The organism is Nesterenkonia sp. (genome assembly GCF_029265375.1).
GTDB lineage: Bacteria > Actinomycetota > Actinomycetes > Actinomycetales > Micrococcaceae > Nesterenkonia.
This window is the reverse complement of record NZ_JAJUJJ010000006.1, coordinates 15,557-36,800: the sequence shown is the minus strand read 5'-3', so window position 1 is coordinate 36,800 and position 21,244 is coordinate 15,557. Positions and strand designations below refer to the sequence as shown.

Sequence of the window (21,244 nt, the reverse complement as noted above, 5' to 3'; positions counted from 1 at the left end):
CGGGCGCTGAACCGCCGGTCCCACCGCCGGGGCTTATCAGAGGGCCAGGTGGGTGCGGACGGCTTCGGCCAGCAGGTCTGATTCGCTCTGGGCTGTCTCAGCGGTGGTGGCTTCGACCATCACCCGCACCACCGGCTCAGTGCCGGAGGGACGCAGCAGCACCCGGCCCGAATCGCCCAGCCGGGACTGGGCAGCAGCGACTGCCTGCTGGATCCGCTCATCGCTGGCCACCCGCGCTTTGTCCACCCCGCGGACGTTGACCAGCACCTGCGGCAGCCGGGTCATTGCCTCAGCGGCTAGGTCCTGCAGGCTCCGGCCGGTGGCAGCCACCCGGGCAGCCAGCTGCAGTCCGGTGAGCACACCATCACCAGTGGTGGCGTAGTCAGCAAAGATCAGATGTCCCGACTGCTCCCCGCCTAAGGAATAGCCGCCGGCTCGCATCGCCTCCAGCACATACCGGTCCCCGACTTTGGTCTCCACCAGCTCGATACCGGCCTGAGCCATCCCCAGCTTCAGCCCCAGATTGCTCATCACCGTGACCACCAGAGTGTCCTCAGCCAGCCGACCAGCCTGCTTCAGCCCCAGCGCCAGCACGCCCATGATCTGATCGCCATCGACCACCGCGCCGGTGTGATCCACCGCCAGGCACCGGTCAGCATCCCCATCATGGGCCACCCCGAAATCAGCGTCGTGGGCGACCACCGCCTCGCACAGCGGATCCAGATGGGTCGAGCCGACCCCGTCATTGATATTCAGCCCATCAGGCTCAGCCCCGATGACCACCACCTCGGCCCCAGCAGCTGCGAAGGCCTCCGGAGAGCAGCCGCTGGCCGCCCCGTGGGCACAATCAATCACAATCTTCAGCCCCTGCAGCGAGACCCCGCCCAGCGACTGCAGCAGATGCACCACATACCGGTCCTCAGCATCAGAGAACCGCTTCACCCGGCCCACATCAGCGCCGGTGGGCAGCGGCGGATCCTGCGACATCTGCAGCTCAATCTCATCCTCCAGCCGGTCATCGAGCTTATGGCCGCCCCGGCCGAGGAACTTGATCCCATTATCGCCAGCCGGATTGTGCGAAGCCGAGATCATCACCCCGAAATCGGCATCCACATCAGCTACCAGGAACGCAGCAGCAGGAGTCGGCAGCACCCCCGCATCGAAGACATCCACCCCCGAGGAGGCCAGCCCCGCCTCCACCGCGGCGGAGAGGAACTCCCCCGAAACCCGAGGATCACGGGCCAGCACCGCCCGGGGCCGCTGCCCCGAACGTGCCCGCCGATGCCCCAGCACCACCGCAGCAGCCTGAGACAAACGCAGCGCCAACTCCGCAGTCAGCAGCCCATTGGCCACACCACGGACACCGTCTGTGCCGAACAATCTGGTCATATTGAGAGTGAGTCTAGTCTGGTGGAGACGAAAATGCCCCGCCGCTTTCCGCGACGGGGCATTTTCGTAGTGAAGCTGTGATCAGCGCTTCGAGTACTGCGGAGCCTTGCGGGCCTTCTTCAGGCCGGCCTTCTTCCGCTCCACGGCGCGATCGTCGCGGGTCAGGAAGCCGGCCTTCTTCAGGGCCGGGCGGTTGTGGTCACGGTCGATGCCGTTCAGGGCCCGGGAGATGCCCAGGCGCAGTGCACCGGCCTGGCCGGAGGGGCCGCCGCCGTCGATGCGGGCGATGACGTCGTAGGCGCCTTCGAGTCCCAGCAGGGTGAAGGGGTCGCTGACCTCCTGCTGGTGCAGCTTATTGGGGAAGTAGTCCTCCAGGCTGCGACCGTTGATGGTCCAGGTGCCGGTGCCGGGCACCAGACGCACGCGGGCGCGGGCGCGCTTGCGGCGGCCGATGGCTGCACCGGGGACCGTCAGCGGGGCGCGCTCGGTCTCGGTGGGCTCGGTGGTGGTGGTCTGTGCAGATTCCGAGGTGTAGCTGGTCAGCCCCTCGGTCTCGGTGAGCTCTTCAGTGTTCTGAGCCACGGTTCTCCTTAAACGTTCCTAAGTGCGGTGGTGGCCAGGACTACTGAGCGACCTGGGAGATTTCAAACGGCTTGGGCTGCTGAGCGGCGTGCGGATGCTCGCTGCCTGCGTAGACCCGCAGCTTCTTCAGCTGCGCGCGGCCCAGCTTGTTGTGGGGCAGCATGCCCTTCACGGCCTGCTCCACCGCACGGGTGGGGTAGCGCTGGATCATGTCCTCGAAGCTGATGGACTTGATGCCGCCGGGGAAGCCGGAGTGCCGCCAGTAGCGCTTCTTGGATGCCTTGTCGCCGGTGACGGCGACCTTCTCGGCGTTGATGATGATGACGAAGTCGCCCATGTCCTGGTGGGGGGCGAAAGTCGGCTTGTGCTTGCCGCGCAGCAGCGCTGCGGCGTGAGTGGCAAGACGGCCGAGAACGACGTCGGTGGCGTCGATGACGTGCCACTGACGGTCGGCGTCGCCTTCTTTAGGGGTGTACGTACGCACGGTTGGTTTGCCTTACGGTCGGTGTTCTACGGTCAGCGCACTGTTCCCGCCGCGTGTGAGAGGCGCAGCGGTCGAGCGGCTGTTCATTTGCGGGTGTGCAATCGGCGCTTCAGGTGAGGGCTGAAGCGATGCCGAGCCCGTAGGTTCCCCGACCCGCTCGTGGAGGCTGTGTGGCCATGCAACTGAGCCGCCTCGACACGCGCCCGGGCAGGGGTGGACACGCACAACAGCTATTAACTATACAGAAGCCCCCTGGCCGAGGCAACGCGCACGGTCCCGGGCATCCTGACCCGGGCACCAGGCGCGACGGCCGAGGGGGCTTCTGCCTGCTGCTCTCTCAGCGGCGGGCGTGGGCGCTGGACTCCATCTCTTCGATCTCCCGGCCCTTGGTCTCCGGAACCCACTTGAGCACGAAGATCAGGCTCAGCAGAGCGCTGGCCCCGTAGAAGCCGTAGGCGAAGACCAGCGAGAGCTCGGCCATCTGCGGGAACAGTGAGGAGACCAGGAAGTTGGATCCCCAGTTGAAGGCGCTGGCCACGCCCAGGGCCACCGCACGCACCCGGTTGGGGAACATCTCGCCGAGCATCAGCCACATGAACGGCCCCCAGGTGGCCCCGAATCCGAGCACGAACACATTGGCGGCCACCAGAGCGATCATTCCCCACGGCTCCGGCAGGGATACCACGGTTTCGACGTCGCCGAACTCATTGGTGGTCTGCGATTCGATGGCCTGTGAGAAGGCCACCGCCATGGTCAGCAGCCCGACTGTCATCACCGCCGAGCCCACTGCCAGCGGGATGCGGCGGCCCACTTTGTCCACCAGCAGGATGCCCACGATGGTGGCCAGGATGTTCACACTGGTGGTGATCACCTGCACCAGCATCGCCTGCTCCTCGGCGATCCCTACCGCCTGCCACAGCGTGGTGGAGTAGTAGAAGATGACGTTGATGCCCACGAACTGCTGGAAGACCGCCAGCCCGATGCCGACCCAGACGATGGGCATCAGCTTCCGACCCTGGAAGAGGTCACGCAGCTTCTGGCGGGCCTCCAGGTTGATGGTGCGGCGGATCTCGGCGATCTTCTCGGTCAGCGCGGACTTCTCGCTGATGCCGACGACGTCGGTGAGCACTGCTGCGGCGTCGTCGGTTCTGCCGCGGGATACCAGGTAGCGCGGGGACTCGGGAATGCTCAGCGCGAGCATCCCGTAGACCAGCGCGGGTGCTGCCTCGGAGAGGAACATCCACCGCCAGGCCTCCAGGCCCAGCCACAGCATGCCCTCGGCGCCGTCGGCCAGGTTGGCGAACAGCGCGTTGGAGACCGCTGCCATGAAGATGCCGATGACGATGGCCAGCTGGAACAGGGAGCCGAGCCGGCCGCGCCAGGCCGCCGGGGAGACCTCGGCGATGTAGGCGGGCGCGATGACCGAGGCCATACCGACCCCGATGCCGCCGACCACGCGCCACAGAACGAGGTCGTAGACGCTGAAGACCAGGCCGGTGCCGATGGCGGAGATGAAGAACAGTCCGGCGGCGATGAGCATGGCCTTCTGGCGGCCCACCCGGTCGGAGACCATGCCGCCGGTGAAGGCGCCGATCACGCAGCCCAGCAGCGCGCTGGAGACGCTGAATCCGCTCATCAGGGCGTCGAGCTCGAATGCTTGGCGAATGGGGCTGACGGCGCCGTTGATCACCGCGGTGTCAAAGCCGAACAGGAAGCCGCCGAAGGCGGCCACCAGAACGATCCATACGACCGCGCCGGCAGCCGGTTCCGACGATCGTGTCTCTGTGCTCATCAGTAGGGGTCCTATCTGCCCGAGGTCTCTTCAGGTGCTTGGGCCGGAAAACGGCCGCTGGGCAGTATGGACCCCGAACCATGACGGGGACGCTGTGCTGACTGGGCGGCTGCGCCGCTGCTCCGCTCAGCGATCGCCGCCGTCCCGGGGATCGGCTCGCTGATGGCCGCACGGGATGGTGCAGCGTGGGTGAGCAAACTCATAATTGCCGCCGTCACAGGAGGTAACAGGGGTATCGGCCGGGGCCGAGGGTGCCCGCCGGGTCAGCGGCGCAGCGCGCGGGTCTGTTCGGCGCGGGCGGCCAGCTGGTGCTCGGCCGGGTAGTCCACGCGTTCCAGCACCAGCCCCTGGGGCGGGGCGAGCCGGACCCGCTGGTCCCAGGACGGCTCGGCGAGCCGGGCCGCCAGCCATCCGGGTTCTCTGCGCCCTTCGCCGACGTCTATGCATCCGCCGATCAGTGCGCGCACCATGTGGTGGCAGAAGGCGTCGGCTGTGATCTCGGCGGTGATCACGCCGTCGTCGCCGCGGCCGATGGTGAAGGAGTGCAGGTCCCTGATGGTGGTGGAGTGCTCGCGCGGCCGGCAGAAGCTTCCGAAGTCGTGCAGTCCCACCACGCTGAGGGCCTCGGCGTGCATGCTCTGCTCGTCCAGCCGGCGGCGCACCCAGGCGGTGTCCCAGCGTCGCAGCGGGTCCCACAGCTGCCGCTGGTCTGCGATCCGGTAGGTGTAGGTGCGGCTGAGTGCGGAGAACCGGGCGTCGAACTCAGCGGGCACCTTGCCCACCCGGTGGACCACTACGGCGCCGTCTTCGCGGCCCAGGACTCCGGAGAGCCTGCGCAGCAGCGCCTCATCGGGTGAGATGTCCCGGCCGCGGGCCAGCCTCTGCCATTCCTGCTCGGTGAGGTCGCAGTGGACTACCTGTCCGCGGGCATGGACTCCGGCGTCAGTGCGGCCGGCCACCACCACCGGCACCTCACGGCGGATGAGGGTGGCCAGGGCCTCGCGCAGCACGCCTTCGACGGTGCGCAGCCCGGGCTGGGCCGCCCACCCTTTATAGGCGTTGCCGTCATAGGCCAGGTCCAGGCGAATTCTGGGCATGGCTGTCAGCCTATCGGGCAGCAGCGGGCTTCTGGGCCCGGATACACGTGTGGGGCCCGGCCGCAGGCGGCCAGGCCCCACACAGTGCAGTCCGGGACGGGAGGATTACTCCTTCTCGTCCTCGGCGGCTGCCTCAGCAGCGGCCTCGTCGGACTCAGTATCCGCCGGGGTCTCAGAAGCGGTCTCATCGGAGACCTCCGGGGTCTGCTCCTCCGCCTCGGTCACGTCCTCAGCGGGCTCCTCCTGGTCAGCGGCGGCAGCGGCGGCGCGCTCGGCGTCCTGGACCACCTTCTGCTTCGGGGAGACCGGCTCCATCACCAGCTCGATGACCGCCATGGGAGCGTTGTCGCCCTTGCGGTTGCCGATCTTGGTGATGCGGGTGTAGCCGCCCTCCCGCTCGGCCATGGCCGGAGCGATGACGGTGAACAGCTCATGCACCACGGCCTGGTTGGTGGCGTTGGCGGCGCTGAGCTTGGCCACCACCTGGCGGCGGGCAGCCAGGTCGCCCTGCTTGGCCTTGGTGATCAGCCGCTCGGCGTAGGGGCGCAGCCGCTTGGCCTTGGTGACGGTGGTGGTGATCGAGCGGTGCTCGAACAGATTGACGGCGAGGTTCGCCAGAATCTGCTTCTCGTGCGCCGGGCTGCCGCCCAGACGCGGTCCCTTGGTGGGGGTAGGCATGGTCTCTTACTCCTATGGTGTTGCGCTCACCGGCGGCGAGCACGAATGTCGTGGTTCGAGCCGGCTCAGTTTGAGAACTGGGCTCCGGCGTCGTCGTCGTACTCGCCCTCATCCGCTGCGAAGCGAGCCGCCGTCGGGTCGAAGCCCTCCGGGGAGTCCTTCAGCTGGAGGTTGTACTCGGCCAGCTTCTCCTTGACCTCGTCGATGGACTTGGCACCGAAGTTCCGGATGTCCATCAGGTCGGCCTCGGAGCGAGCGGTGAGCTCACCGATGGTGTGGATGCCCTCCCGCTTGAGGCAGTTGTAGGAGCGCACCGTGAGCTCCAGGTCCTCGATCGGCAGAGCCATATCGGCCGCCAGGGCGGCGTCGGTCGGCGAGGGGCCGATCTCGATGCCCTCGGCGGAGAAGTTCAGCTCGCGGGCCAGGGTGAACAGCTCCACCAGAGTGGAGCCTGCCGAGGCCAGCGCATCGCGCGGAGGCAGGGACGGCTTGGTCTCCACGTCGATGGTCAGCTTGTCGAAGTCGGTGCGCTGCTCCACACGGGTGGCTTCCACCTTGTAGCTGACCTTGACCACCGGGGAGTAGATGGAGTCGACCGGGATGCGGCCGATCTCCGAGTCCTCCAGCTTGTTCATCGCGGCGGAGACGTAGCCGCGTCCGCGCTCGATGGTCAGCTCCAGGTCCAGCTTGCCGTCCTCGTTGAGGGTCAGCAGCTGCAGGTCCTGGTTGTGGAACTCCACACCGGCCGGCGGGGTGATGTCGGCGGCGGTCACGGGGCCGGGGCCCTCCTTGCGGAGGTAGGCCACCACCGGCTCGTCGTGCTCGGAGGAGATGGCGAGCTTCTTGATGTTGAGCACCAGCTCGGTGACGTCCTCCTTGGCACCAGTGATGGTGCTGAACTCGTGGAGGACGCCGTCGATCCGGATGCTGGTCACGGCAGCACCGGGGATCGAGGAGAGCAGGGTGCGGCGCAGGGAGTTGCCCAGGGTGTAGCCGAAGCCCGGCTCCAGAGGCTCGATGACGAACCGGGAGCGGGTCTCGTCGACGACTTCTTCAGTCAGCGTGGGGCGCTGTGCAATGAGCACTGGTGATTCCTTTCAGAGTGCATCCGCTATATGACGCATTCTCAGTTCAGTGGTGATGCTCAAGTCCCTGCGAGCGGCGGGCTGGCCGCGACTCGCAGGGCCTGGTCAGTCAGGGATGAGGGGCGAAAGAAGCCGCGTCAGACGCGACGGCGCTTGGGCGGGCGGCAGCCATTGTGCGCCGAGGGAGTGACGTCCTGGATGGATCCGACCTCCAGGCCGGCGGCCTGCAGGGACCGGATGGCCGTCTCGCGGCCGGACCCGGGGCCCTTGACGAAGACGTCGACCTTCTTCATCCCGTGCTCCTGGGCGCGCTTGGCGGCCTGCTCAGCGGCCATCTGCGCGGCGAACGGGGTGGACTTGCGGGAGCCCTTGAACCCGACCTCGCCGGAGGAGGCCCAGGACACCACAGCGCCGGTGGGGTCGGTGATGGAGACGATCGTGTTGTTGAAGGTCGACTTGATGTGAGCCTGACCCTGGGTGATGTTCTTGCTTGCGCGGCGGCGGGGCTTGCGCGCCGCTGTACGAGTCTTGGGGGGCATTGTCTCTCCTGACTACTTCTTCTTGCCTGCCACGGTCTTCTTCGGGCCCTTGCGGGTGCGCGCGTTGGTCTTGGTGCGCTGTCCGCGGACAGGCAGACCGCGGCGGTGACGCAGGCCCTCGTAGGAGCCGATCTCGACCTTGCGGCGGATATCGGCGGACACCTCGCGGCGCAGGTCGCCCTCCACCGTGTAGTGGCCCTCGATGTAGTCACGCAGAGCGACCAGCTGATCGTCAGTCAGGTCCTTCACGCGGGTGTTCGGGTCGATCCCGGTGGCGGCCAGGGCCTCCTGGGAGCGGGTGCGTCCGACACCGTAGATATAAGTGAGTGCGATTTCCGCGCGCTTTGCGTCGGGGATATCGACACCAGCCAGACGTGCCATGCGGGCAGTCCTCCTTGTGTTCTTCCGAAGGTCTTCAGCAGTGCGGCCCCTACGGGACCCTGTCAGGGGACCTGGCGCCGGAGGGGGCGCCGTCGTCGGGTCTCCGGCCTTCGGGAACCGGAGGTGTGCTCGCCAGCTCGCGCGAGCTGCACTGCCGTGTCTGTATTGAGCTGTGGGTCAGGGCACGTCTCCACCCTCAGGTGGAAGCGCTCAGCCCTGCCGCTGCTTGTGGCGCGGGTTCTTGCAGATCACCCGGACTACACCCTGACGGCGAATCAGCTTGCAGTCGGAGCAGATCGGCTTCACGCTCGGCTGAACCTTCATGGTTCTCCCTTACTTGTAGCGGTAGACGATTCGTCCACGGTTGAGGTCGTAGGGGCTCATCTCCACCACGACCCGGTCCTCGGGGAGGATGCGGATGTAGTGCTGGCGCATCTTGCCCGAGATCGTGGCGAGCACCACGTGCTCGTTCTCCAGCTTCACTCGAAACATTGCATTCGGCAGGGCCTCAACAACCTGGCCCTCGACCTCGATGACGCCTTCTTTTTTCCCCATACGCTCCACACACCGTTCACGATCCCCGCACACCGCGGCACATCAGGCACAGCATGAGCTGACGACGACGCAGCGCGAGGAGATCTGGATTTCTGCTTCAGAGTCTCTGGGCACACAGGCGCGCAGAGACAACCAACAGACAATCCTACCGGAGTCAAGCCCGCCGCGCCAATCAGTGCGGAGCTCGGAGGCGGTCAGTCCAGTCATAGGGCTCCACTGGGGCTGCAGCCGCGGCCCCCCGCCGCCGGCTCTGCTCGGGCCTCAGGCCGGAATCGGCACCGGCGTCACGCCGAGGGGCTCCAGTTCGGAGGCGCCGCCGTCGGGCGCGGTGAGCACCCAGATTCCTTCGCGGTGGCGGCACACTGAGTGCTCCCACTGGCTGGAGCGCGAACCGTCGGTGGTCACCACAGTCCAGTCGTCGTCGAGCACATCGGTATCGATCCCGCCGCGGGTCAGCATCGGCTCGATGGCCAGGGCCATCCCCGGCTTCACCTTGGCTCCGCGCATACCGGTGGAGTAGTTGAACACGTCCGGGGGCATGTGCATGGCCGAGCCGATGCCATGGCCCACATAGTCCTCTAGGATGCCCAGCGGCTTGCCCGGCTGGCTGCGCACATAGTCTTCGATCGCCTCGCCGATCTCACCGATGTGCTTGGCGGTGGCGAACGCAACGATGCCGCGCCACATGGCGGCCCGGGTGATCTCTGAGAGCCGCTCATCCTCCGGGTCTGCTGTGCCCTCCGCCGCCGAGCCGAGGATCACGGTGCGCGCTGAGTCGGCGTGCCAGCCCTCGATGATGCAGCCGCCGTCGATCTTGAGCACATCGCCGGGCTGCAGCACCCGCTCCCCCGGGATCCCGTGGACGACCTCCTCATTGACGGAGGTGCAGATGTAGCCGGGGAACCCGTGATAGTTCAGAAAGTTCGGCTTGGCTCCGGCCAGGGTGATGTATTCGGCGAAGACGTCGTTGAGCTGCGCGGTGGAGACGCCCGGCTTGGCTGCGGCGATTGTGCGGTCCAGCGCCTCGCAGAGGATGGAGCCGGCAGCGTCCATCGACCGCAGCTGCTGCTCGGTCTTGAGCTCTACGCGTCCCCGGGTGAACATGTTCAGGAGTTCAGCGCATCCATAATGCGGGCGTTGACGTCCTCTACAGAGCCGAGTCCGTTGACCTGCTTGACCAGCCCGCGGGAGGCGTACTCCTCAATCATGGGGCGGGTCTCCTTCTCGAACAGCTCCAGACGGCGGCGGATGATCTTCTCATCGGCGTCGTCCTCGCGGCCCTCGATCTCGGCGCGCTTCTTGATGCGCTGAGTCAGCTCCTCTGTGTCGGCGGTCAGCTCCAGGACCACGTCCAGGCTCACTCCGAGGCGGCTGAGCATCTCGTCCAGGCTGGCAGCCTGGGTGCGGTTGCGGGGGTAGCCGTCGAGCAGGAAGCCGGAGGCGGCGTCCTCCCAGGAGAGGCGGTCCTCCACCAGTCGGTTGGTCAGCGAATCAGGAACCAGATCCCCGGCGTCGACGTAGCGCTTGGCCTCTTTGCCCAGCTCGGTCTCACCCTTAATGTTCTCGCGGAAGATGTCCCCGGTGGAGATCGCGACGATTCCCAGCTTTTCGGAGATCAGCTTGGCCTGGGTCCCTTTGCCGGAACCCTGAGGCCCGACGATCAGCATACGTGTCATCGCAGCAGCCCTTCGTAGTTGTGTTGCTCAAGCTGAGCATTGATCTGCTTCACGGTGGTCAGCCCGACCCCGACCATGATGAGGATACTTGTTCCGCCGAACGGGAAGTTCTGGTCAGCGCCGATAAGAACGAAGGCTATCAGCGGGATCAGGGCGATGAAGCCCAGGTACAGCGCCCCGGGGAAGGTGATGCGGGAGATCACATAGGCCAGGTAGCTCTCGGTGGCCTTGCCGGCACGGATGCTGGGGATGAAGCCGCCGTACTTGCGCATGTTCTCGGCCACTTCGTTGGGGTTGAACGTGATGGACACGTAGAAGTAGGTGAAGCCGACGGTCATCAGGAAGAAGATGGCCATGTAGACGGGGTGGTCGCCCTGGCCGAAGTAGCGACTGATGAAGTTCATCCACGGCGCCGGCTCCTCTCCGGGCGCCGGCTGGTTGAACTGCATGAGCACTGAGGGAAGCATCAGTACCGAGGAGGAGAAGATCACCGGGATGACGCCGGCCATGTTCACCTTGATCGGGATGTAGGTGCTGGTTCCGCCGACGGTGCGGCGGCCGACCTGCTTCTTGGCGTACTGGACCGGCACGCGGCGCTGGGACTGCTCCACGAACACAATGGCGCCGACCAGGATGATGCCGATGATCGTCACCACCGTGAAGACCCGCCAGCCCTGGACGTTCCAGATCTCATACATGGATCCGGGGAAGCCGGCTGCGATGGCCACGAAGATCAGGATGGACATGCCGTTGCCCACGCCGCGTTCGGTGATCTGCTCGCCCAGCCACATGATGAGCGCCACACCGGAGACCATGACCACGATCATCAGCAGGATCACCGGCAGGGAGTCGTCGGGGATGATCTCACCCGGCCCGCAGCCCAGCAGAGCCCCGGAGCGAGCCATAGTGACCAGCACCGTGGCGTTCAGCGTCCCGATGGCCAGAGTGAGGTAGCGGGTGTACTGGGTGAGTTTGGCCTGGCCCTGGGCGCCTTCACGCTGCAGCGCCTCGAACCGCGGAATGACCACGCGCAGCAGCTGGGTGATGATGGCTGCGGTGATGTAGGGCATGATCCCCAGCGCGAAGACCGAGACCTGCAGCATGGCCCCGCCGGAGAACATGTTCACGAAGGAGTAGAGCCCGCCTTCGGCGTTGCCCAGCGCCAGGCAGCGCTGTACGCCGTCGTAGCTCACGCCGGGGGCAGGAATGAATGCGCCCATCCGGTAGATGGTGATGATCCCGAGCGTGAACAAGATCTTACGGCGCAGATCGGGTGACTGAAACACCCTGGCTATTGCGCTGAACAAGCGTCCTCCTCTAGGGGTCTGCCGACCACACAATCAGCCATCCTAGCGTGTGGGCAGGCAGGGCAAGAATTGACGGTGATGCGCCTCAGCCCCCGCCCGCGGCCCGGCCTCCGCTGGGGGAGGTGAGCCGACCGGATACGGGGGCTGAGTGCATCAGGGGTGGAAGCTCACTCCGGCTTCGGAGCGTTCTTCAGGGGGAGTTTCTCCACGGAGCCGCCGGCTGCGGTGATCTTCTCCTCAGCGGAGCCGGAGAAGGCGTGAGCCTTCACCGTCAGCGCCACGGAGATCTCTCCGGAGCCGAGGACCTTCACCGGCTTGCCCTTGCGGGCCACGCCCTTGGCGATCAGGTCCTCTGCGGTGACTTCGCCGCCCTGCGGGTAGAGCTCTCCCAGCTTGGTCAGGTTGACCGGGGAGTACTCCACACGGAAGGGGCTCTTGAATCCGCGCAGCTTCGGAAGGCGCATGTGCAGCGGCAGCTGCCCGCCTTCGAAGCCGGGACGCACCTGGTAGCGAGCCTTGGTGCCCTTGGTTCCGCGGCCTGCAGTCTTACCCTTGGAGGCCTCACCGCGGCCCACGCGCTGGCGGGCCTTCTTGGAGCCGGGGGCAGGCTTCAGGTCGTGAAGCTTCAGGACCTCGGACTCGGCAGGAGTGTTCTCTGCCATCACTTGGCCTCCTCAACTTTCACAAGATGCTTAACAGTGTTGAGCATGCCCACGGTGACGGCGTCGGCGTCACGGACCACAGTGTGACCGATCCGCTTCAGGCCCAGCGACCGGACAGTGTCGCGGTGCTTGGGCTTGGTGCCGATGGTGGACTTGATCTGGGTGATCTCCAGCTTCGCATCCGAAGGCTTGAGATCCTTTGCAGTGCTGTACTGAACAGTGGTGGCCATGTCTCATGCACCTGCCTTCTGAGCACGGGCCTCGCGGTCCTCCTGCATGGTGCGGACCATCGGGGCCGGTGCAACTTCGTCGAGGGCCTTGCCGCGGCGGGCTGCCACGGACTCGGGCTCCTCGAGCTGCTTGAGGGCGTCGATGGTGCCGTGAACAATGTTGATGGCGTTCACCGAGCCCATGGACTTGGTCAGCACGTCGTGGATGCCTGCGCACTCCAGGACCGCACGGACCGGACCGCCGGCGATCACACCGGTACCGGCGGAGGCCGGACGCAGCAGCACCACACCGGCGGCGTCCTCGCCCTTGACCAGGTGCGGGATGGTGGAGCCGACGCGCGGGACGCGGAAGAAGTTCTTCTTCGCCTCCTCGACACCCTTCTGGATGGCGGCCGGCACCTCCTTGGCCTTGCCGTAGCCCACACCGACGGTGCCGTCGCCGTCGCCGACGACGACCAGCGCGGTGAAGCTGAAGCGGCGGCCGCCCTTGACGACCTTGGAGACGCGGTTGATGGTCACCACGCGCTCAAGGAACTTGTCCTTGTCCTCGTCGCGACCGCGGCCGCGGCCCTCCCCGCGGCCACGTCCCCGGCCCCGGCCTTCGCCGGAGCGGGAGCGCTGCTCGCCGCGGTTCTCGTTCTTCTGCTCACCGGCGCCCTGGGCCGCAGCGGCCTCGGCGTTGGTGTTCTCAGTGGACTCAGTCACAGAGAAGTCCTTCTCATTGGTAGCGTTCTCACTCACAGCTTCAGACCACCTTCCCGGGCGCCGTCGGCGACGGCGGCCACACGACCGTGGTACTTGTTGCCACCGCGGTCGAAGACCACGGCTTCAATCCCGGCTGCCTTGGCGCGCTCGGCGATCAGCTCACCGACGCGCTTGGCCTTGGCGGTCTTGTCGCCGTCGAAGCTGCGCAGGTCAGCCTCCATAGTGGTGGCCGACACCATGGTCTTGCCCTCGAGGTCGTTGACGACCTGGGCGACCATGTGACGGGAGGAGCGGTTGACCACCAGGCGCGGACGCTCAGCGGTTCCGCTGATCTTCTTGCGCAGGCGCAGGTGGCGCCGGCTGCGGGCAGCGGACTTGGACTTGCCCTTGATACCGATAGCCATGGTTTACTTACCTGCCTTTCCGGCCTTGCGGCGAATCTGCTCGCCCTCGTAGCGCACGCCCTTGCCCTTGTACGGGTCGGGCTTGCGCAGCTTGCGGATATTGGCAGCGACCTCGCCGACCTGCTGCTTGTCGATGCCGGAGACGGCCAGCTTATTGGCGCCCTCCACGGTGAAGGTGATGCCCTCGGGGGCCTTCACCGGGACCGGGTGGGAGTAGCCGAGTGCGAACTCGAGGTCATTGCCCTTGGCCTGGACGCGGTAGCCGGTGCCGACGATCTCGAGCTTCTTGGTGAAGCCCTCGGTGACGCCGATGATCATGTTGTTGATCAGGCTGCGGGTCAGCCCGTGCAGGGAGCGGTACTCGCGCTCATCATTGGGTCGGGTGACCGTGATGGTCCCGTCCTCAATCTCGACCGAGATGCCCTCAGCGATGGTGCGGCTCAGCTCGCCCTTGGAACCCTTGACGCGGATCTCGCGGCCGTCGAGGGTGACCTCGACGCCGGAAGGGACGGTGATCGGAAGACGACCGATGCGTGACATAGTGCTCAGACTCCTTCCGGGTTACCAGACGTAGGCGAGGACTTCCCCGCCGACGCCCTTCTTGCCAGCCTGCCGGTCGGTGAGAAGACCGGAGGAGGTGGACAGGATGGCGATGCCCAGGCCGCCCAGCACGTGCGGGAGGTTGTTGGACTTCGCGTAGACCCGGAGACCGGGCTTGGAGATGCGCTTCAGGCCGGCGATGGACCGCTCACGGTTCGGGCCGAACTTCAGGTCGATGACCAGGGTCTTGCCGACCTCGGCCTCTTCCTCGCGCCAGTCGGTGATGTAGCCCTCAGCCTTCAGGATGTCGGCGATACGGACCTTCAGCTTGGAGCTGGGCATGGAGACCTGGTCATGGTATGCCGAGTTGGCGTTGCGCAGACGAGTCAGCATGTCTGCGACTGGATCAGTCATGGTCATGTGGGGCGTGTGCCCTTCCTCGTCACGGTTTCCGATCTCCGAAGGACCATTGCGGACCTTTGGTGAGGGGACCTGCGACGTAGATGCTTACTGTTCGGTCTTGAAGGGGAAGCCCAGTGCGCGCAGCAGCGCCCGGCCTTCCTCGTCGGTGGTCGCGGTGGTCACTACAGTGATGTCCATACCGCGCGGACGGTCGATCTTGTCCTGATCGATTTCGTGGAACACCGCCTGCTCAGTGAGCCCGAAGGTGTAGTTGCCGTTGCCGTCGAACTGCTTGTCGCTCAGGCCGCGGAAGTCGCGGATGCGCGGCAGCGCGAGGGTGACCAGACGGTCCAGGAACTCCCACATGCGGTCTCCGCGCAGGGTGGCGTGGGCACCGATGGGCTGGCCTTCGCGCAGCTTGAACTGTGCGATGGACTTCTTGGCCCGGGTGACCTTCGGCTTCTGACCGGTGATGGCGGTCAGGTCCTCCACTGCGCCCTGGATCAGCTTGGAGTCGCGTGCGGCTTCGCCCACGCCCATGTTGACCACGACCTTCACCAGGCCGGGGACCTGCATGACGTTGGAGTAGCCGAAGGTCTCCTGCAGGGAGGCCCGGATCTCTTCGCGGTACTTGGTCTTCAGGCGGGGGGTGATCTTCACGGCGGTCTCGGTCATGACAGCTCCTTCCCGGAGGCCTTGGCGTAGCGGACCTTCTTGGTCACGGTCTCGCCGTCAGACTCCACTTCCTCAAAGCGGTAGCCCACACGGGTCGGCTTGTCGGTCTCCGGGTCCACCACGGCCACGTTGGAGATGTGGATCGGGGCCTCGGACTCTACGATGCCGCCCTCGGTCTGGCCGAACTGGCCGGCGCGCAGGTGCTTCTTGACGCGATTGATTCCCTCCACGACGACGCGGTCGTTCTTGGGGATCACCTGCAGGACCTTGCCGCGCTTGCCCTTGTCCTTACCTGTGAGGACCTGGACGAGGTCGTCCTTCTTGATCTTTGCCATCGGTTACAGCACCTCCGGGGCGAGCGAGACGATCTTCATGAACTTCTTGTCCCGAAGCTCACGCCCCACGGGGCCGAAGATACGGGTGCCGCGGGGCTCCGGGGTGTCACCCTTGAGGATGACGGCAGCGTTCTCATCGAAGCTGATGTAGGAGCCGTCGTTGCGGCGGGTCTTCTTGCGGCTGCGGACCACCACAGCCTTGACCACATCGCCCTTCTTGACGTTTCCGCCGGGAATGGCGTCCTTGACGGTGGCGACGAAGGTGTCGCCGATACCTGCGTAGCGGCGTCCGGATCCGCCGAGGACACGGATGACAAGGATCTCCTTGGCACCGGTGTTATCGGCGATCTTCAGCCGCGATTCCTGCTGAATCACTTGGTTTCTCCTGTCGTCGCACTGGTTCTCACCGCGACCGGTGAGCCTTGTGGAACTTCATGAATAATGGATGCTCCCCCGCCGCTTTCCCATACGATCCGGCCCGGAAGGCACCTGCTGATCGGATGGCCGAGGCGGCTGCTGGGGGACGTGCGCTGTCCGCGGCGGCTGTGAAACCTACGCACACGGGCGCACAGACTCAATATCATACGTGTCTGGGCCTTGGGCAGCAAATCGGGCAGGCGATTCGCTCGCCTCCGTGAATCCGGCGGACCGCTTGGATGCTGCCGCACGTGAAGCCCCGCCGGGGGCGGGTACAGTGCCCCGGATGCGGCTGTGCCCCGGGTCGCCTGAACGAGCCGGGGCACAGCTGCACTGTCAGTGCGCGGTGAGTGGGCCTACTTGGCCTTCTCGATGATGCGCACCAGGCGCCACCGCTTGGTGGCGGAGAGCGGACGGGTCTCGGAGATCAGCACAGTGTCCCCGAGGCCGGCTTCTCCGTTCTCGTCGTGGGCCTTGAACTTCTTGTGCCGCTTCATCACTTTCCCGTACAGGGAGTGCTTCTTGCGGTCCTCCACCTCGACGACGATGGTCTTGTCCATCTTGTCGGAGACCACCACACCGCGCAGGTTCTTGCGGTAGTTGCGGTCAGCAGAGGTGTGGTCCTTGTTGCGCTGGACGGTCTCTTTGGTCTCGCTCATGCTCAGTCCTCTTCGGTCTCTTCTGCATCGGCCTCAGCAGGGGCGCCCACAGGTTCACGGATGCCGAGCTCACGCTCGCGCAGCACGGTGTAGATGCGGGCGATGTCACGCTTGACGGCCTTCAGGCGAGCCGAGTTCTCCAGCTGTCCGGTGGCGGACTGGAAGCGGAGGTTGAACAGCTCTTCCTTCGCGCCGCGGAGCTTCTCGCCCAGCTGCGCGTCGTCCATGGCTGCGAGCTGGTCAACGGTCAGGTCCTTGGATCCGACTGCCATGGTCACTCACCACTCTCTCGGCTGATCACGCGTGCCTTCATCGGCAGCTTGTGGATTGCCAGCCGGAGCGCCTCCTTGGCGACATCCTCGCTGACACCGGACAGCTCAAACATGACGCGTCCGGGCTTGACGTTGGCGACCCACCACTCGGGCGAGCCCTTACCGGAGCCCATACGGACTTCGGCGGGCTTCTTGGTGAGCGGGTGGTCGGGGTAGATGTTGATCCAGACCTTGCCGCCGCGCTTGATGTGGCGGGTCATGGCGATACGGGCCGACTCGATCTGACGGTTGGTCACGTACGCCGGGCCCAGTGCCTGGATGCCGTACTCGCCGAAGGCCAGCTCGGTGCCGCCCTTGGCCATACCGCCGCGCTTGGGCTTGTGCGGCTTGCGGAACTTGACTCGCTTAGGCATCAGCATCAGTTCTGCCCTCCTTCAGCGGCAGGTGCGGCCTCGGCTGCCGGTGCGCCCTCGCGGCCACGGCCGGCACCACGGCGACGGCGCTCTCCACCGCCGCGTCCTCCGCGGCCTCCCCGACCGGAGGGAGCTGCAGCCTGCTGAGCCGCCAGCTCCTTGTCGGTGAGGTCGCCCTTGTAGACCCAGACCTTCACGCCGATGCGGCCGAATGTGGTCTTGGCCTCGTGCTTGCCGAAGTCAATGTTGGCGCGCAGGGTGTGCAGCGGCACACGGCCTTCGCGGTAGAACTCGGAACGGGACATCTCGGCACCGCCCAGACGGCCGGAGCACTGGATACGGATACCCTTGGCGCCGGAACGCATAGCGGAGGAGATGGCCTTCTTCATGGCGCGGCGGAAGGCCACGCGGGCGGCGAGCTGCTCGGCCACACCCTGGGCGACCAGCTGAGCGTCGGTCTCGGGGTTCTTCACCTCGAGGATGTTCAGCTGAATCTGCTTGCCGGTGAGCTTCTCCAGCTCACCGCGGATGCGGTCAGCCTCAGCGCCGCGGCGGCCGATCACGATGCCCGGACGGGCGGTGTGGATGTCCACCCGCACCCGGTCCCGGGTGCGCTCGATCTCAACCTTGGAGATGCCGGCGCGCTCAACGCTCTTCTCCAGCAGCTCACGGATCTGAACATCTTCCTTCACGAAGTCCTTGTAGCGCTGACCCGGCTTGTTGGAGTCGGCGTACCAGTGCGTGATGTGGTCAGTGGTGATGCCCAGACGGAAACCATTGGGGTTGATCTTCTGTCCCACTACTGATCTCCACCTTTCTCTTCTGTGCCGACCACGATGGTCACGTGGCTGGTGCGCTTGTTGATGCGGAATGCGCGACCCTGTGCACGGGGGCGGAACCGCTTCATGGTGGGGCCTTCGTCGACGCGGGCTTCGGTGATGTAGTAGTCGTCCTCGTTGAAGGCGACTCCGGCCTTGTCGGCGTGCTGGCGGGCGTTGGCCATCGCGGATGCGACCACCTTGTACACCGGCTCCGAGGCGCCCTGGGGGGCGAACTGCAGAATTGCCAGTGCCTCATTGGCCTGCTTGCCGCGGACAAGGTCGACGACGCGCCGGGCCTTCATAGGCGTCACACGCAGGTAGCGCGCAATTGCCTTGGCTTCCATTGCTTTCCTTCTCTCGTCTTCGTCAGAAGTGGCAGCGCCGCCTCAGCGGCGCTTGCCCTTCTTGTCGTCCTTCACGTGGCCGCGGAAAGTGCGGGTCGGAGCAAACTCGCCGAGCTTGTGCCCGACCATCGATTCGGTGATGAACACCGGGATGTGCTTGCGTCCGTCGTGCACGGCGATGGTGTGGCCGAGCATGTCCGGGATGATCATCGAACGGCGGGACCAGGTCTTGATGACGTTCTTGGTGCCCTTTTCGTTCTCAGCGGCGACCTTCAGGTACAGGTGCTGATCAACGAAGGGGCCCTTCTTCAGGCTGCGTGGCATGTTTCCAGGCTCCTATCGCTTGTTCTTCGTGCGACGGCGGCGCACGATGAGCTTGTCGCTTTCCTTGTTGGGACGCCGGGTGCGGCCCTCGGGCTTGCCGTTGGGGTTGACCGGGTGACGGCCGCCGGAGGTCTTGCCCTCACCACCGCCGTGCGGGTGGTCCACGGGGTTCATGACCACACCGCGGACGGTCGGGCGAACGCCCTTCCAGCGCATGCGGCCGGCCTTGCCCCAGCTGATGTTGGTCTGCTCGGCGTTGCCCACCTGGCCCACAGTGGCGCGGCAGCGCACGTCCACGTTGCGGACCTCACCGGAGGGCAGGCGCAGCTGGGCGTACTTGCCCTCACGGGCGACCAGCTGGATTCCTGCGCCGGCGGAGCGGCCCAGCTTGGCGCCGCCGCCGGGGCGGAGCTCCACGGCGTGAACCACGGTGCCCAGCGGGATGTTGCGCAGCGGCAGGTTGTTGCCGGGCTTGATGTCGGCGTTGGGGCCGGACTCCACGGCGTCACCCTGCTTCAGCTTGGCCGGAGCCAGGATGTAGCGCTTGGTGCCGTCGGCGAAGTGCAACAGGGCGATGCGGGCGGTCCGGTTGGGGTCGTACTCGATGTGAGCGACCTTGGCCGGCACGCCGTCCTTGTCGGAGCGGCGGAAGTCGATCAGACGGTACTGACGCTTGTGTCCGCCGCCCTTGTGGCGGGTGGTGATCTTGCCCGAGCTGTTGCGGCCGCCGGTCTTGGACAGCGGCTTCAGCAGGGACTTCTCCGGGGTGTCCCGGGTGATCTCTGCGAAGTCGGCCACAGAGGAGCCGCGCTGGCCCGGTGTGGTCGGCTTGAGGTTACGGATAGCCATTCTTCTCTTCCTCGATCAAGTGGTTCCGGCTGCCTTATGCAGCGGATCCTCCGAAGATGTCAATTGCATGTCCCTCTTTGAGGGTGACGACTGCCCGCTTGGTGTCGTTGCGGGAGCCCCAGCCGAAGCGGGTGCGCTTGCGCTTGCCCGGACGGTTGATGGTGTTGACCTTGTCGACCTTGACGCCGAAGATCTTCTCCACGGCGTACTTGATCTCAGTCTTGGTGGAACGGGTGTCGACCAGGAACGTGTACTTGCCCTCGTCGATGTTGTTGTAGGACTTCTCCGAGATCACCGGCGCGATGATGACATCGCGGGGATCCTTCTCGGTCAGGACGCTCACTTGGCCTCCTCCTTCTTCGCACCCTGGGCGTGAGCCAGGAAGGCCTCGTAGCCGGCCTGGGTGAACACGACGTCGTCGGAGACGAGCACGTCGTAGGTGTTCAGCTGGTCGGCGTAGAGAGTGTGGACGTTGGGCAGGTTGCGGGTGGCCAGCGCAGCGGCGTCGTCGCTGCGGTCGATGACCACCAGCCAGTTGCGGTCGACCCCGCCGATGGAGGCCAGGGCTGCCTTGGCGGCCTTGGTGGAGGGCTCGGAGACCAGTGCGTCCACCACGTGGATGCGGCCGTTGCGCGCCCGGTCGGAGAGGGCTCCGCGCAGGGCGGCGGCCTTCATCTTCTTGGGGGTGCGCTTGGTGTAGCTGCGCGGGGCGGGTCCGTGGACCACGCCGCCGCCGACCATGTGGGGGGCGATCATCGAGCCCTGGCGTGCACGGCCGGTGCCCTTCTGGCGGAAGGGCTTGGCAGTGGTGCCCGAGCGCTCGGACCGGGTCTTGGTCTTGTGGGTCCCCTGCCGTGCGGCGGCCTGCTGGGCGACGACGACCTGGTGGATCAGCGCCGGGTTGGTCTCGACGTCGAAGATCTCTGCGGGGAGGTCAGTGGAAACCTTGGTTGCCATGATTCTCATGCTCCCTTCACTGCCGTGCGGACCAGGATGACCCCGCCCTTGGGGCCGGGAACGGCACCCTTGATGAGCAGCAGGTTCTTCTCGGTGTCCACGGCGTGGACGGTGAGGTTGTGCGTGGTGTGGCGGACGTTGCCCATCCGGCCGGCCATCCGCACGCCCTTGAAGACGCGGCCGGGGGTGGCTGCGCCGCCGATGGCTCCGGGCTTGCGGTGGTTCTTGTGCTGACCGTGGGAGGCGCCGACGCCGGCGAATCCGTGACGCTTCATCACACCGGCGTAGCCTTTGCCCTTGGTCTTGCCGATGACGTCGACCTTCTGGCCAGCTTCGAAGGTCTCTGCCTTCAGCTCCTGGCCGGCCTCGTAGTCGGCGGCGTCGGCGGTGCGGATCTCCACCAGGTGGCGGCGGGGAGTCACACCGGCCTTCTCGAAGTGGCCGGCCAGCGGCTTGGTGACCTTGCGCGGGTCGATCGCGCCGTAGCCGATCTGGACAGCGTTGTAGCCGTCGGTCTCGGAGGTGCGGACCTGGGTCACGACGTTGGAGTCGGCCTGGATGACGGTGACCGGGACGAAGTTGTTGTTCTCGTCCCAGACCTGGGTCATGCCGAGCTTCGTGCCCAGCAGCCCCTTCACAGGCAGTTCAGTGCGGGAAATGTTGGTCATAG

The 21,244-nt window shown here is 65.9% G+C and carries 33 protein-coding genes; all 33 read right to left on the bottom strand.

Annotation, left to right across the window (positions count from 1 at the left end):
• Positions 1-36: 36 nt before the first annotated feature.
• The 33 genes from glmM to rplC all read right to left on the bottom strand — a co-directional run bounded on the left by glmM (position 37) and on the right by rplC (position 21,242).
• Entirely contained in the window at positions 37-1,389 is a 1,353-nt protein-coding gene (gene glmM, locus Q1K09_RS03845; RefSeq protein WP_300343406.1) for a phosphoglucosamine mutase, read from the bottom strand.
• Between the two features lie 81 nt (positions 1,390-1,470).
• Positions 1,471-1,971 (bottom strand): 30S ribosomal protein S9, encoded by a 501-nt coding sequence (gene rpsI, locus Q1K09_RS03840; RefSeq protein ID WP_300343404.1) that lies wholly within the window; start codon positions 1,969-1,971, stop codon positions 1,471-1,473.
• A gap of 40 nt (positions 1,972-2,011) precedes the next feature.
• Entirely contained in the window at positions 2,012-2,455 is a 444-nt protein-coding gene (gene rplM / locus Q1K09_RS03835; RefSeq protein WP_300343402.1) for a 50S ribosomal protein L13, read from the bottom strand.
• Between the two features lie 337 nt (positions 2,456-2,792).
• Complete coding sequence (locus Q1K09_RS03830) at positions 2,793-4,247, bottom strand: sugar porter family MFS transporter (protein ID WP_300343400.1); 1,455 nt, start codon at positions 4,245-4,247, stop codon at positions 2,793-2,795.
• Between the two features lie 263 nt (positions 4,248-4,510).
• A complete protein-coding gene (gene truA, locus Q1K09_RS03825; RefSeq protein ID WP_300343398.1) occupies positions 4,511-5,344 on the bottom strand; it encodes a tRNA pseudouridine(38-40) synthase TruA in 834 nt (277 codons plus the stop codon).
• Between the two features lie 105 nt (positions 5,345-5,449).
• Entirely contained in the window at positions 5,450-6,022 is a 573-nt protein-coding gene (rplQ, locus tag Q1K09_RS03820) for a 50S ribosomal protein L17 (RefSeq protein WP_300343396.1), read from the bottom strand.
• Positions 6,023-6,087: 65 nt separating this feature from the next.
• The gene (locus tag Q1K09_RS03815; protein WP_300343394.1) at positions 6,088-7,107 is read right to left on the bottom strand and encodes a DNA-directed RNA polymerase subunit alpha; all 1,020 of its coding nucleotides are present in this window, start codon (positions 7,105-7,107) and stop codon (positions 6,088-6,090) included.
• Positions 7,108-7,244: 137 nt separating this feature from the next.
• A complete protein-coding gene (rpsK, locus tag Q1K09_RS03810) occupies positions 7,245-7,646 on the bottom strand; it encodes a 30S ribosomal protein S11 (protein WP_300343392.1) in 402 nt (133 codons plus the stop codon).
• Positions 7,647-7,658: 12 nt separating this feature from the next.
• Positions 7,659-8,027 (bottom strand): 30S ribosomal protein S13, encoded by a 369-nt coding sequence (gene rpsM / locus Q1K09_RS03805; protein ID WP_300343390.1) that lies wholly within the window; start codon positions 8,025-8,027, stop codon positions 7,659-7,661.
• A gap of 210 nt (positions 8,028-8,237) precedes the next feature.
• Positions 8,238-8,351, bottom strand: coding sequence for a 50S ribosomal protein L36 (gene rpmJ / locus Q1K09_RS03800; protein ID WP_183358548.1), 114 nt, complete (start codon positions 8,349-8,351; stop codon positions 8,238-8,240).
• Between the two features lie 9 nt (positions 8,352-8,360).
• Positions 8,361-8,582, bottom strand: coding sequence for a translation initiation factor IF-1 (gene infA / locus Q1K09_RS03795; RefSeq protein ID WP_183358549.1), 222 nt, complete (start codon positions 8,580-8,582; stop codon positions 8,361-8,363).
• 261 nt (positions 8,583-8,843) lie between these two features.
• The gene (gene map, locus Q1K09_RS03790) at positions 8,844-9,686 is read right to left on the bottom strand and encodes a type I methionyl aminopeptidase (protein ID WP_300343386.1); all 843 of its coding nucleotides are present in this window, start codon (positions 9,684-9,686) and stop codon (positions 8,844-8,846) included.
• Positions 9,687-9,688: 2 nt separating this feature from the next.
• Complete coding sequence (locus Q1K09_RS03785) at positions 9,689-10,258, bottom strand: adenylate kinase (protein WP_300343384.1); 570 nt, start codon at positions 10,256-10,258, stop codon at positions 9,689-9,691.
• Positions 10,255-11,565, bottom strand: a complete 1,311-nt coding sequence (gene secY, locus Q1K09_RS03780; protein WP_300343382.1) for a preprotein translocase subunit SecY — start codon at positions 11,563-11,565, stop codon at positions 10,255-10,257. Before secY ends, Q1K09_RS03785 begins: the two co-directional genes overlap by 4 nt.
• Before the next feature lie 167 nt (positions 11,566-11,732).
• Positions 11,733-12,227, bottom strand: a complete 495-nt coding sequence (gene rplO / locus Q1K09_RS03775) for a 50S ribosomal protein L15 (RefSeq protein WP_300343380.1) — start codon at positions 12,225-12,227, stop codon at positions 11,733-11,735.
• Positions 12,227-12,457 (bottom strand): 50S ribosomal protein L30, encoded by a 231-nt coding sequence (rpmD, locus tag Q1K09_RS03770; protein ID WP_300343378.1) that lies wholly within the window; start codon positions 12,455-12,457, stop codon positions 12,227-12,229. Before rpmD ends, rplO begins: the two co-directional genes overlap by 1 nt.
• Before the next feature lie 3 nt (positions 12,458-12,460).
• Positions 12,461-13,198, bottom strand: a complete 738-nt coding sequence (gene rpsE / locus Q1K09_RS03765) for a 30S ribosomal protein S5 (RefSeq protein ID WP_300343376.1) — start codon at positions 13,196-13,198, stop codon at positions 12,461-12,463.
• Positions 13,195-13,566 (bottom strand): 50S ribosomal protein L18, encoded by a 372-nt coding sequence (gene rplR / locus Q1K09_RS03760; RefSeq protein ID WP_300343374.1) that lies wholly within the window; start codon positions 13,564-13,566, stop codon positions 13,195-13,197. Before rplR ends, rpsE begins: the two co-directional genes overlap by 4 nt.
• A 3-nt stretch (positions 13,567-13,569) precedes the next feature.
• Complete coding sequence (gene rplF, locus Q1K09_RS03755; RefSeq protein ID WP_300343372.1) at positions 13,570-14,106, bottom strand: 50S ribosomal protein L6; 537 nt, start codon at positions 14,104-14,106, stop codon at positions 13,570-13,572.
• 21 nt (positions 14,107-14,127) lie between these two features.
• Positions 14,128-14,526, bottom strand: coding sequence for a 30S ribosomal protein S8 (gene rpsH / locus Q1K09_RS03750; protein WP_300343370.1), 399 nt, complete (start codon positions 14,524-14,526; stop codon positions 14,128-14,130).
• 87 nt (positions 14,527-14,613) lie between these two features.
• Positions 14,614-15,183, bottom strand: a complete 570-nt coding sequence (rplE, locus tag Q1K09_RS03745) for a 50S ribosomal protein L5 (protein WP_300343368.1) — start codon at positions 15,181-15,183, stop codon at positions 14,614-14,616.
• Positions 15,180-15,518 (bottom strand): 50S ribosomal protein L24, encoded by a 339-nt coding sequence (rplX, locus tag Q1K09_RS03740; RefSeq protein ID WP_300343365.1) that lies wholly within the window; start codon positions 15,516-15,518, stop codon positions 15,180-15,182. Before rplX ends, rplE begins: the two co-directional genes overlap by 4 nt.
• Positions 15,519-15,521: 3 nt before the next feature.
• Positions 15,522-15,893, bottom strand: a complete 372-nt coding sequence (gene rplN / locus Q1K09_RS03735) for a 50S ribosomal protein L14 (protein WP_300343363.1) — start codon at positions 15,891-15,893, stop codon at positions 15,522-15,524.
• A gap of 398 nt (positions 15,894-16,291) precedes the next feature.
• Entirely contained in the window at positions 16,292-16,594 is a 303-nt protein-coding gene (gene rpsQ / locus Q1K09_RS03730) for a 30S ribosomal protein S17 (protein WP_300343361.1), read from the bottom strand.
• Between the two features lie 2 nt (positions 16,595-16,596).
• A complete protein-coding gene (gene rpmC, locus Q1K09_RS03725) occupies positions 16,597-16,866 on the bottom strand; it encodes a 50S ribosomal protein L29 (RefSeq protein ID WP_300343359.1) in 270 nt (89 codons plus the stop codon).
• Positions 16,867-16,868: 2 nt separating this feature from the next.
• Complete coding sequence (gene rplP / locus Q1K09_RS03720) at positions 16,869-17,285, bottom strand: 50S ribosomal protein L16 (RefSeq protein ID WP_300343357.1); 417 nt, start codon at positions 17,283-17,285, stop codon at positions 16,869-16,871.
• On the bottom strand, positions 17,285-18,079 hold the full coding sequence (gene rpsC / locus Q1K09_RS03715) for a 30S ribosomal protein S3 (protein ID WP_300343355.1): 795 nt from the start codon (positions 18,077-18,079) through the stop codon (positions 17,285-17,287). Before rpsC ends, rplP begins: the two co-directional genes overlap by 1 nt.
• Positions 18,079-18,444 (bottom strand): 50S ribosomal protein L22, encoded by a 366-nt coding sequence (rplV, locus tag Q1K09_RS03710; protein ID WP_300343353.1) that lies wholly within the window; start codon positions 18,442-18,444, stop codon positions 18,079-18,081. Before rplV ends, rpsC begins: the two co-directional genes overlap by 1 nt.
• A gap of 42 nt (positions 18,445-18,486) precedes the next feature.
• Complete coding sequence (gene rpsS / locus Q1K09_RS03705; RefSeq protein WP_044493876.1) at positions 18,487-18,768, bottom strand: 30S ribosomal protein S19; 282 nt, start codon at positions 18,766-18,768, stop codon at positions 18,487-18,489.
• A 12-nt stretch (positions 18,769-18,780) separates the two neighbouring features.
• Entirely contained in the window at positions 18,781-19,617 is an 837-nt protein-coding gene (rplB, locus tag Q1K09_RS03700; protein WP_300343350.1) for a 50S ribosomal protein L2, read from the bottom strand.
• A gap of 34 nt (positions 19,618-19,651) precedes the next feature.
• Complete coding sequence (gene rplW, locus Q1K09_RS03695; protein WP_300343348.1) at positions 19,652-19,960, bottom strand: 50S ribosomal protein L23; 309 nt, start codon at positions 19,958-19,960, stop codon at positions 19,652-19,654.
• Positions 19,957-20,574 carry a 50S ribosomal protein L4 gene (rplD, locus tag Q1K09_RS03690; RefSeq protein WP_300343346.1) on the bottom strand — a complete coding sequence of 206 codons (618 nt, stop codon included), beginning with the start codon at positions 20,572-20,574 and terminating at the stop codon, positions 19,957-19,959. Before rplD ends, rplW begins: the two co-directional genes overlap by 4 nt.
• A 5-nt stretch (positions 20,575-20,579) precedes the next feature.
• On the bottom strand, positions 20,580-21,242 hold the full coding sequence (gene rplC, locus Q1K09_RS03685; protein ID WP_300343344.1) for a 50S ribosomal protein L3: 663 nt from the start codon (positions 21,240-21,242) through the stop codon (positions 20,580-20,582).
• Positions 21,243-21,244 lie beyond the last annotated feature (2 nt).

Excerpts from the sequence above, each read along its gene's own strand:
- glmM (WP_300343406.1), bottom strand. The coding sequence starts at position 1,389 with ATGACCAGATTGTTCGGCACAGACGGTGTCCGTGGTGTGGCCAATGGG.
- Q1K09_RS03830 (WP_300343400.1), bottom strand. The coding sequence starts at position 4,247 with ATGAGCACAGAGACACGATCGTCGGAACCGGCTGCCGGCGCGGTCGTA.
- truA (WP_300343398.1), bottom strand. The coding sequence starts at position 5,344 with ATGCCCAGAATTCGCCTGGACCTGGCCTATGACGGCAACGCCTATAAA.
- rplQ (WP_300343396.1), bottom strand. The coding sequence starts at position 6,022 with ATGCCTACCCCCACCAAGGGACCGCGTCTGGGCGGCAGCCCGGCGCAC.
- rpsK (WP_300343392.1), bottom strand. The coding sequence starts at position 7,646 with ATGCCCCCCAAGACTCGTACAGCGGCGCGCAAGCCCCGCCGCCGCGCA.
- rpsM (WP_300343390.1), bottom strand. The coding sequence starts at position 8,027 with ATGGCACGTCTGGCTGGTGTCGATATCCCCGACGCAAAGCGCGCGGAA.
- rpmJ (WP_183358548.1), bottom strand. The coding sequence starts at position 8,351 with ATGAAGGTTCAGCCGAGCGTGAAGCCGATCTGCTCCGACTGCAAGCTG.
- infA (WP_183358549.1), bottom strand. The coding sequence starts at position 8,582 with ATGGGGAAAAAAGAAGGCGTCATCGAGGTCGAGGGCCAGGTTGTTGAG.
- map (WP_300343386.1), bottom strand. The coding sequence starts at position 9,686 with ATGTTCACCCGGGGACGCGTAGAGCTCAAGACCGAGCAGCAGCTGCGG.
- Q1K09_RS03785 (WP_300343384.1), bottom strand. The coding sequence starts at position 10,258 with ATGACACGTATGCTGATCGTCGGGCCTCAGGGTTCCGGCAAAGGGACC.
- rplO (WP_300343380.1), bottom strand. The coding sequence starts at position 12,227 with ATGGCAGAGAACACTCCTGCCGAGTCCGAGGTCCTGAAGCTTCACGAC.
- rpmD (WP_300343378.1), bottom strand. The coding sequence starts at position 12,457 with ATGGCCACCACTGTTCAGTACAGCACTGCAAAGGATCTCAAGCCTTCG.
- rplR (WP_300343374.1), bottom strand. The coding sequence starts at position 13,566 with ATGGCTATCGGTATCAAGGGCAAGTCCAAGTCCGCTGCCCGCAGCCGG.
- rplF (WP_300343372.1), bottom strand. The coding sequence starts at position 14,106 with ATGTCACGCATCGGTCGTCTTCCGATCACCGTCCCTTCCGGCGTCGAG.
- rpsH (WP_300343370.1), bottom strand. The coding sequence starts at position 14,526 with ATGACCATGACTGATCCAGTCGCAGACATGCTGACTCGTCTGCGCAAC.
- rplE (WP_300343368.1), bottom strand. The coding sequence starts at position 15,183 with ATGACCGAGACCGCCGTGAAGATCACCCCCCGCCTGAAGACCAAGTAC.
- rplX (WP_300343365.1), bottom strand. The coding sequence starts at position 15,518 with ATGGCAAAGATCAAGAAGGACGACCTCGTCCAGGTCCTCACAGGTAAG.
- rpsQ (WP_300343361.1), bottom strand. The coding sequence starts at position 16,594 with ATGAGCGAGACCAAAGAGACCGTCCAGCGCAACAAGGACCACACCTCT.
- rpmC (WP_300343359.1), bottom strand. The coding sequence starts at position 16,866 with ATGGCAGTCGGATCCAAGGACCTGACCGTTGACCAGCTCGCAGCCATG.
- rplP (WP_300343357.1), bottom strand. The coding sequence starts at position 17,285 with ATGCTGATGCCTAAGCGAGTCAAGTTCCGCAAGCCGCACAAGCCCAAG.
- rplV (WP_300343353.1), bottom strand. The coding sequence starts at position 18,444 with ATGGAAGCCAAGGCAATTGCGCGCTACCTGCGTGTGACGCCTATGAAG.
- rpsS (WP_044493876.1), bottom strand. The coding sequence starts at position 18,768 with ATGCCACGCAGCCTGAAGAAGGGCCCCTTCGTTGATCAGCACCTGTAC.
- rplB (WP_300343350.1), bottom strand. The coding sequence starts at position 19,617 with ATGGCTATCCGTAACCTCAAGCCGACCACACCGGGCCAGCGCGGCTCC.
- rplD (WP_300343346.1), bottom strand. The coding sequence starts at position 20,574 with ATGGCAACCAAGGTTTCCACTGACCTCCCCGCAGAGATCTTCGACGTC.
- rplC (WP_300343344.1), bottom strand. The coding sequence starts at position 21,242 with ATGACCAACATTTCCCGCACTGAACTGCCTGTGAAGGGGCTGCTGGGC.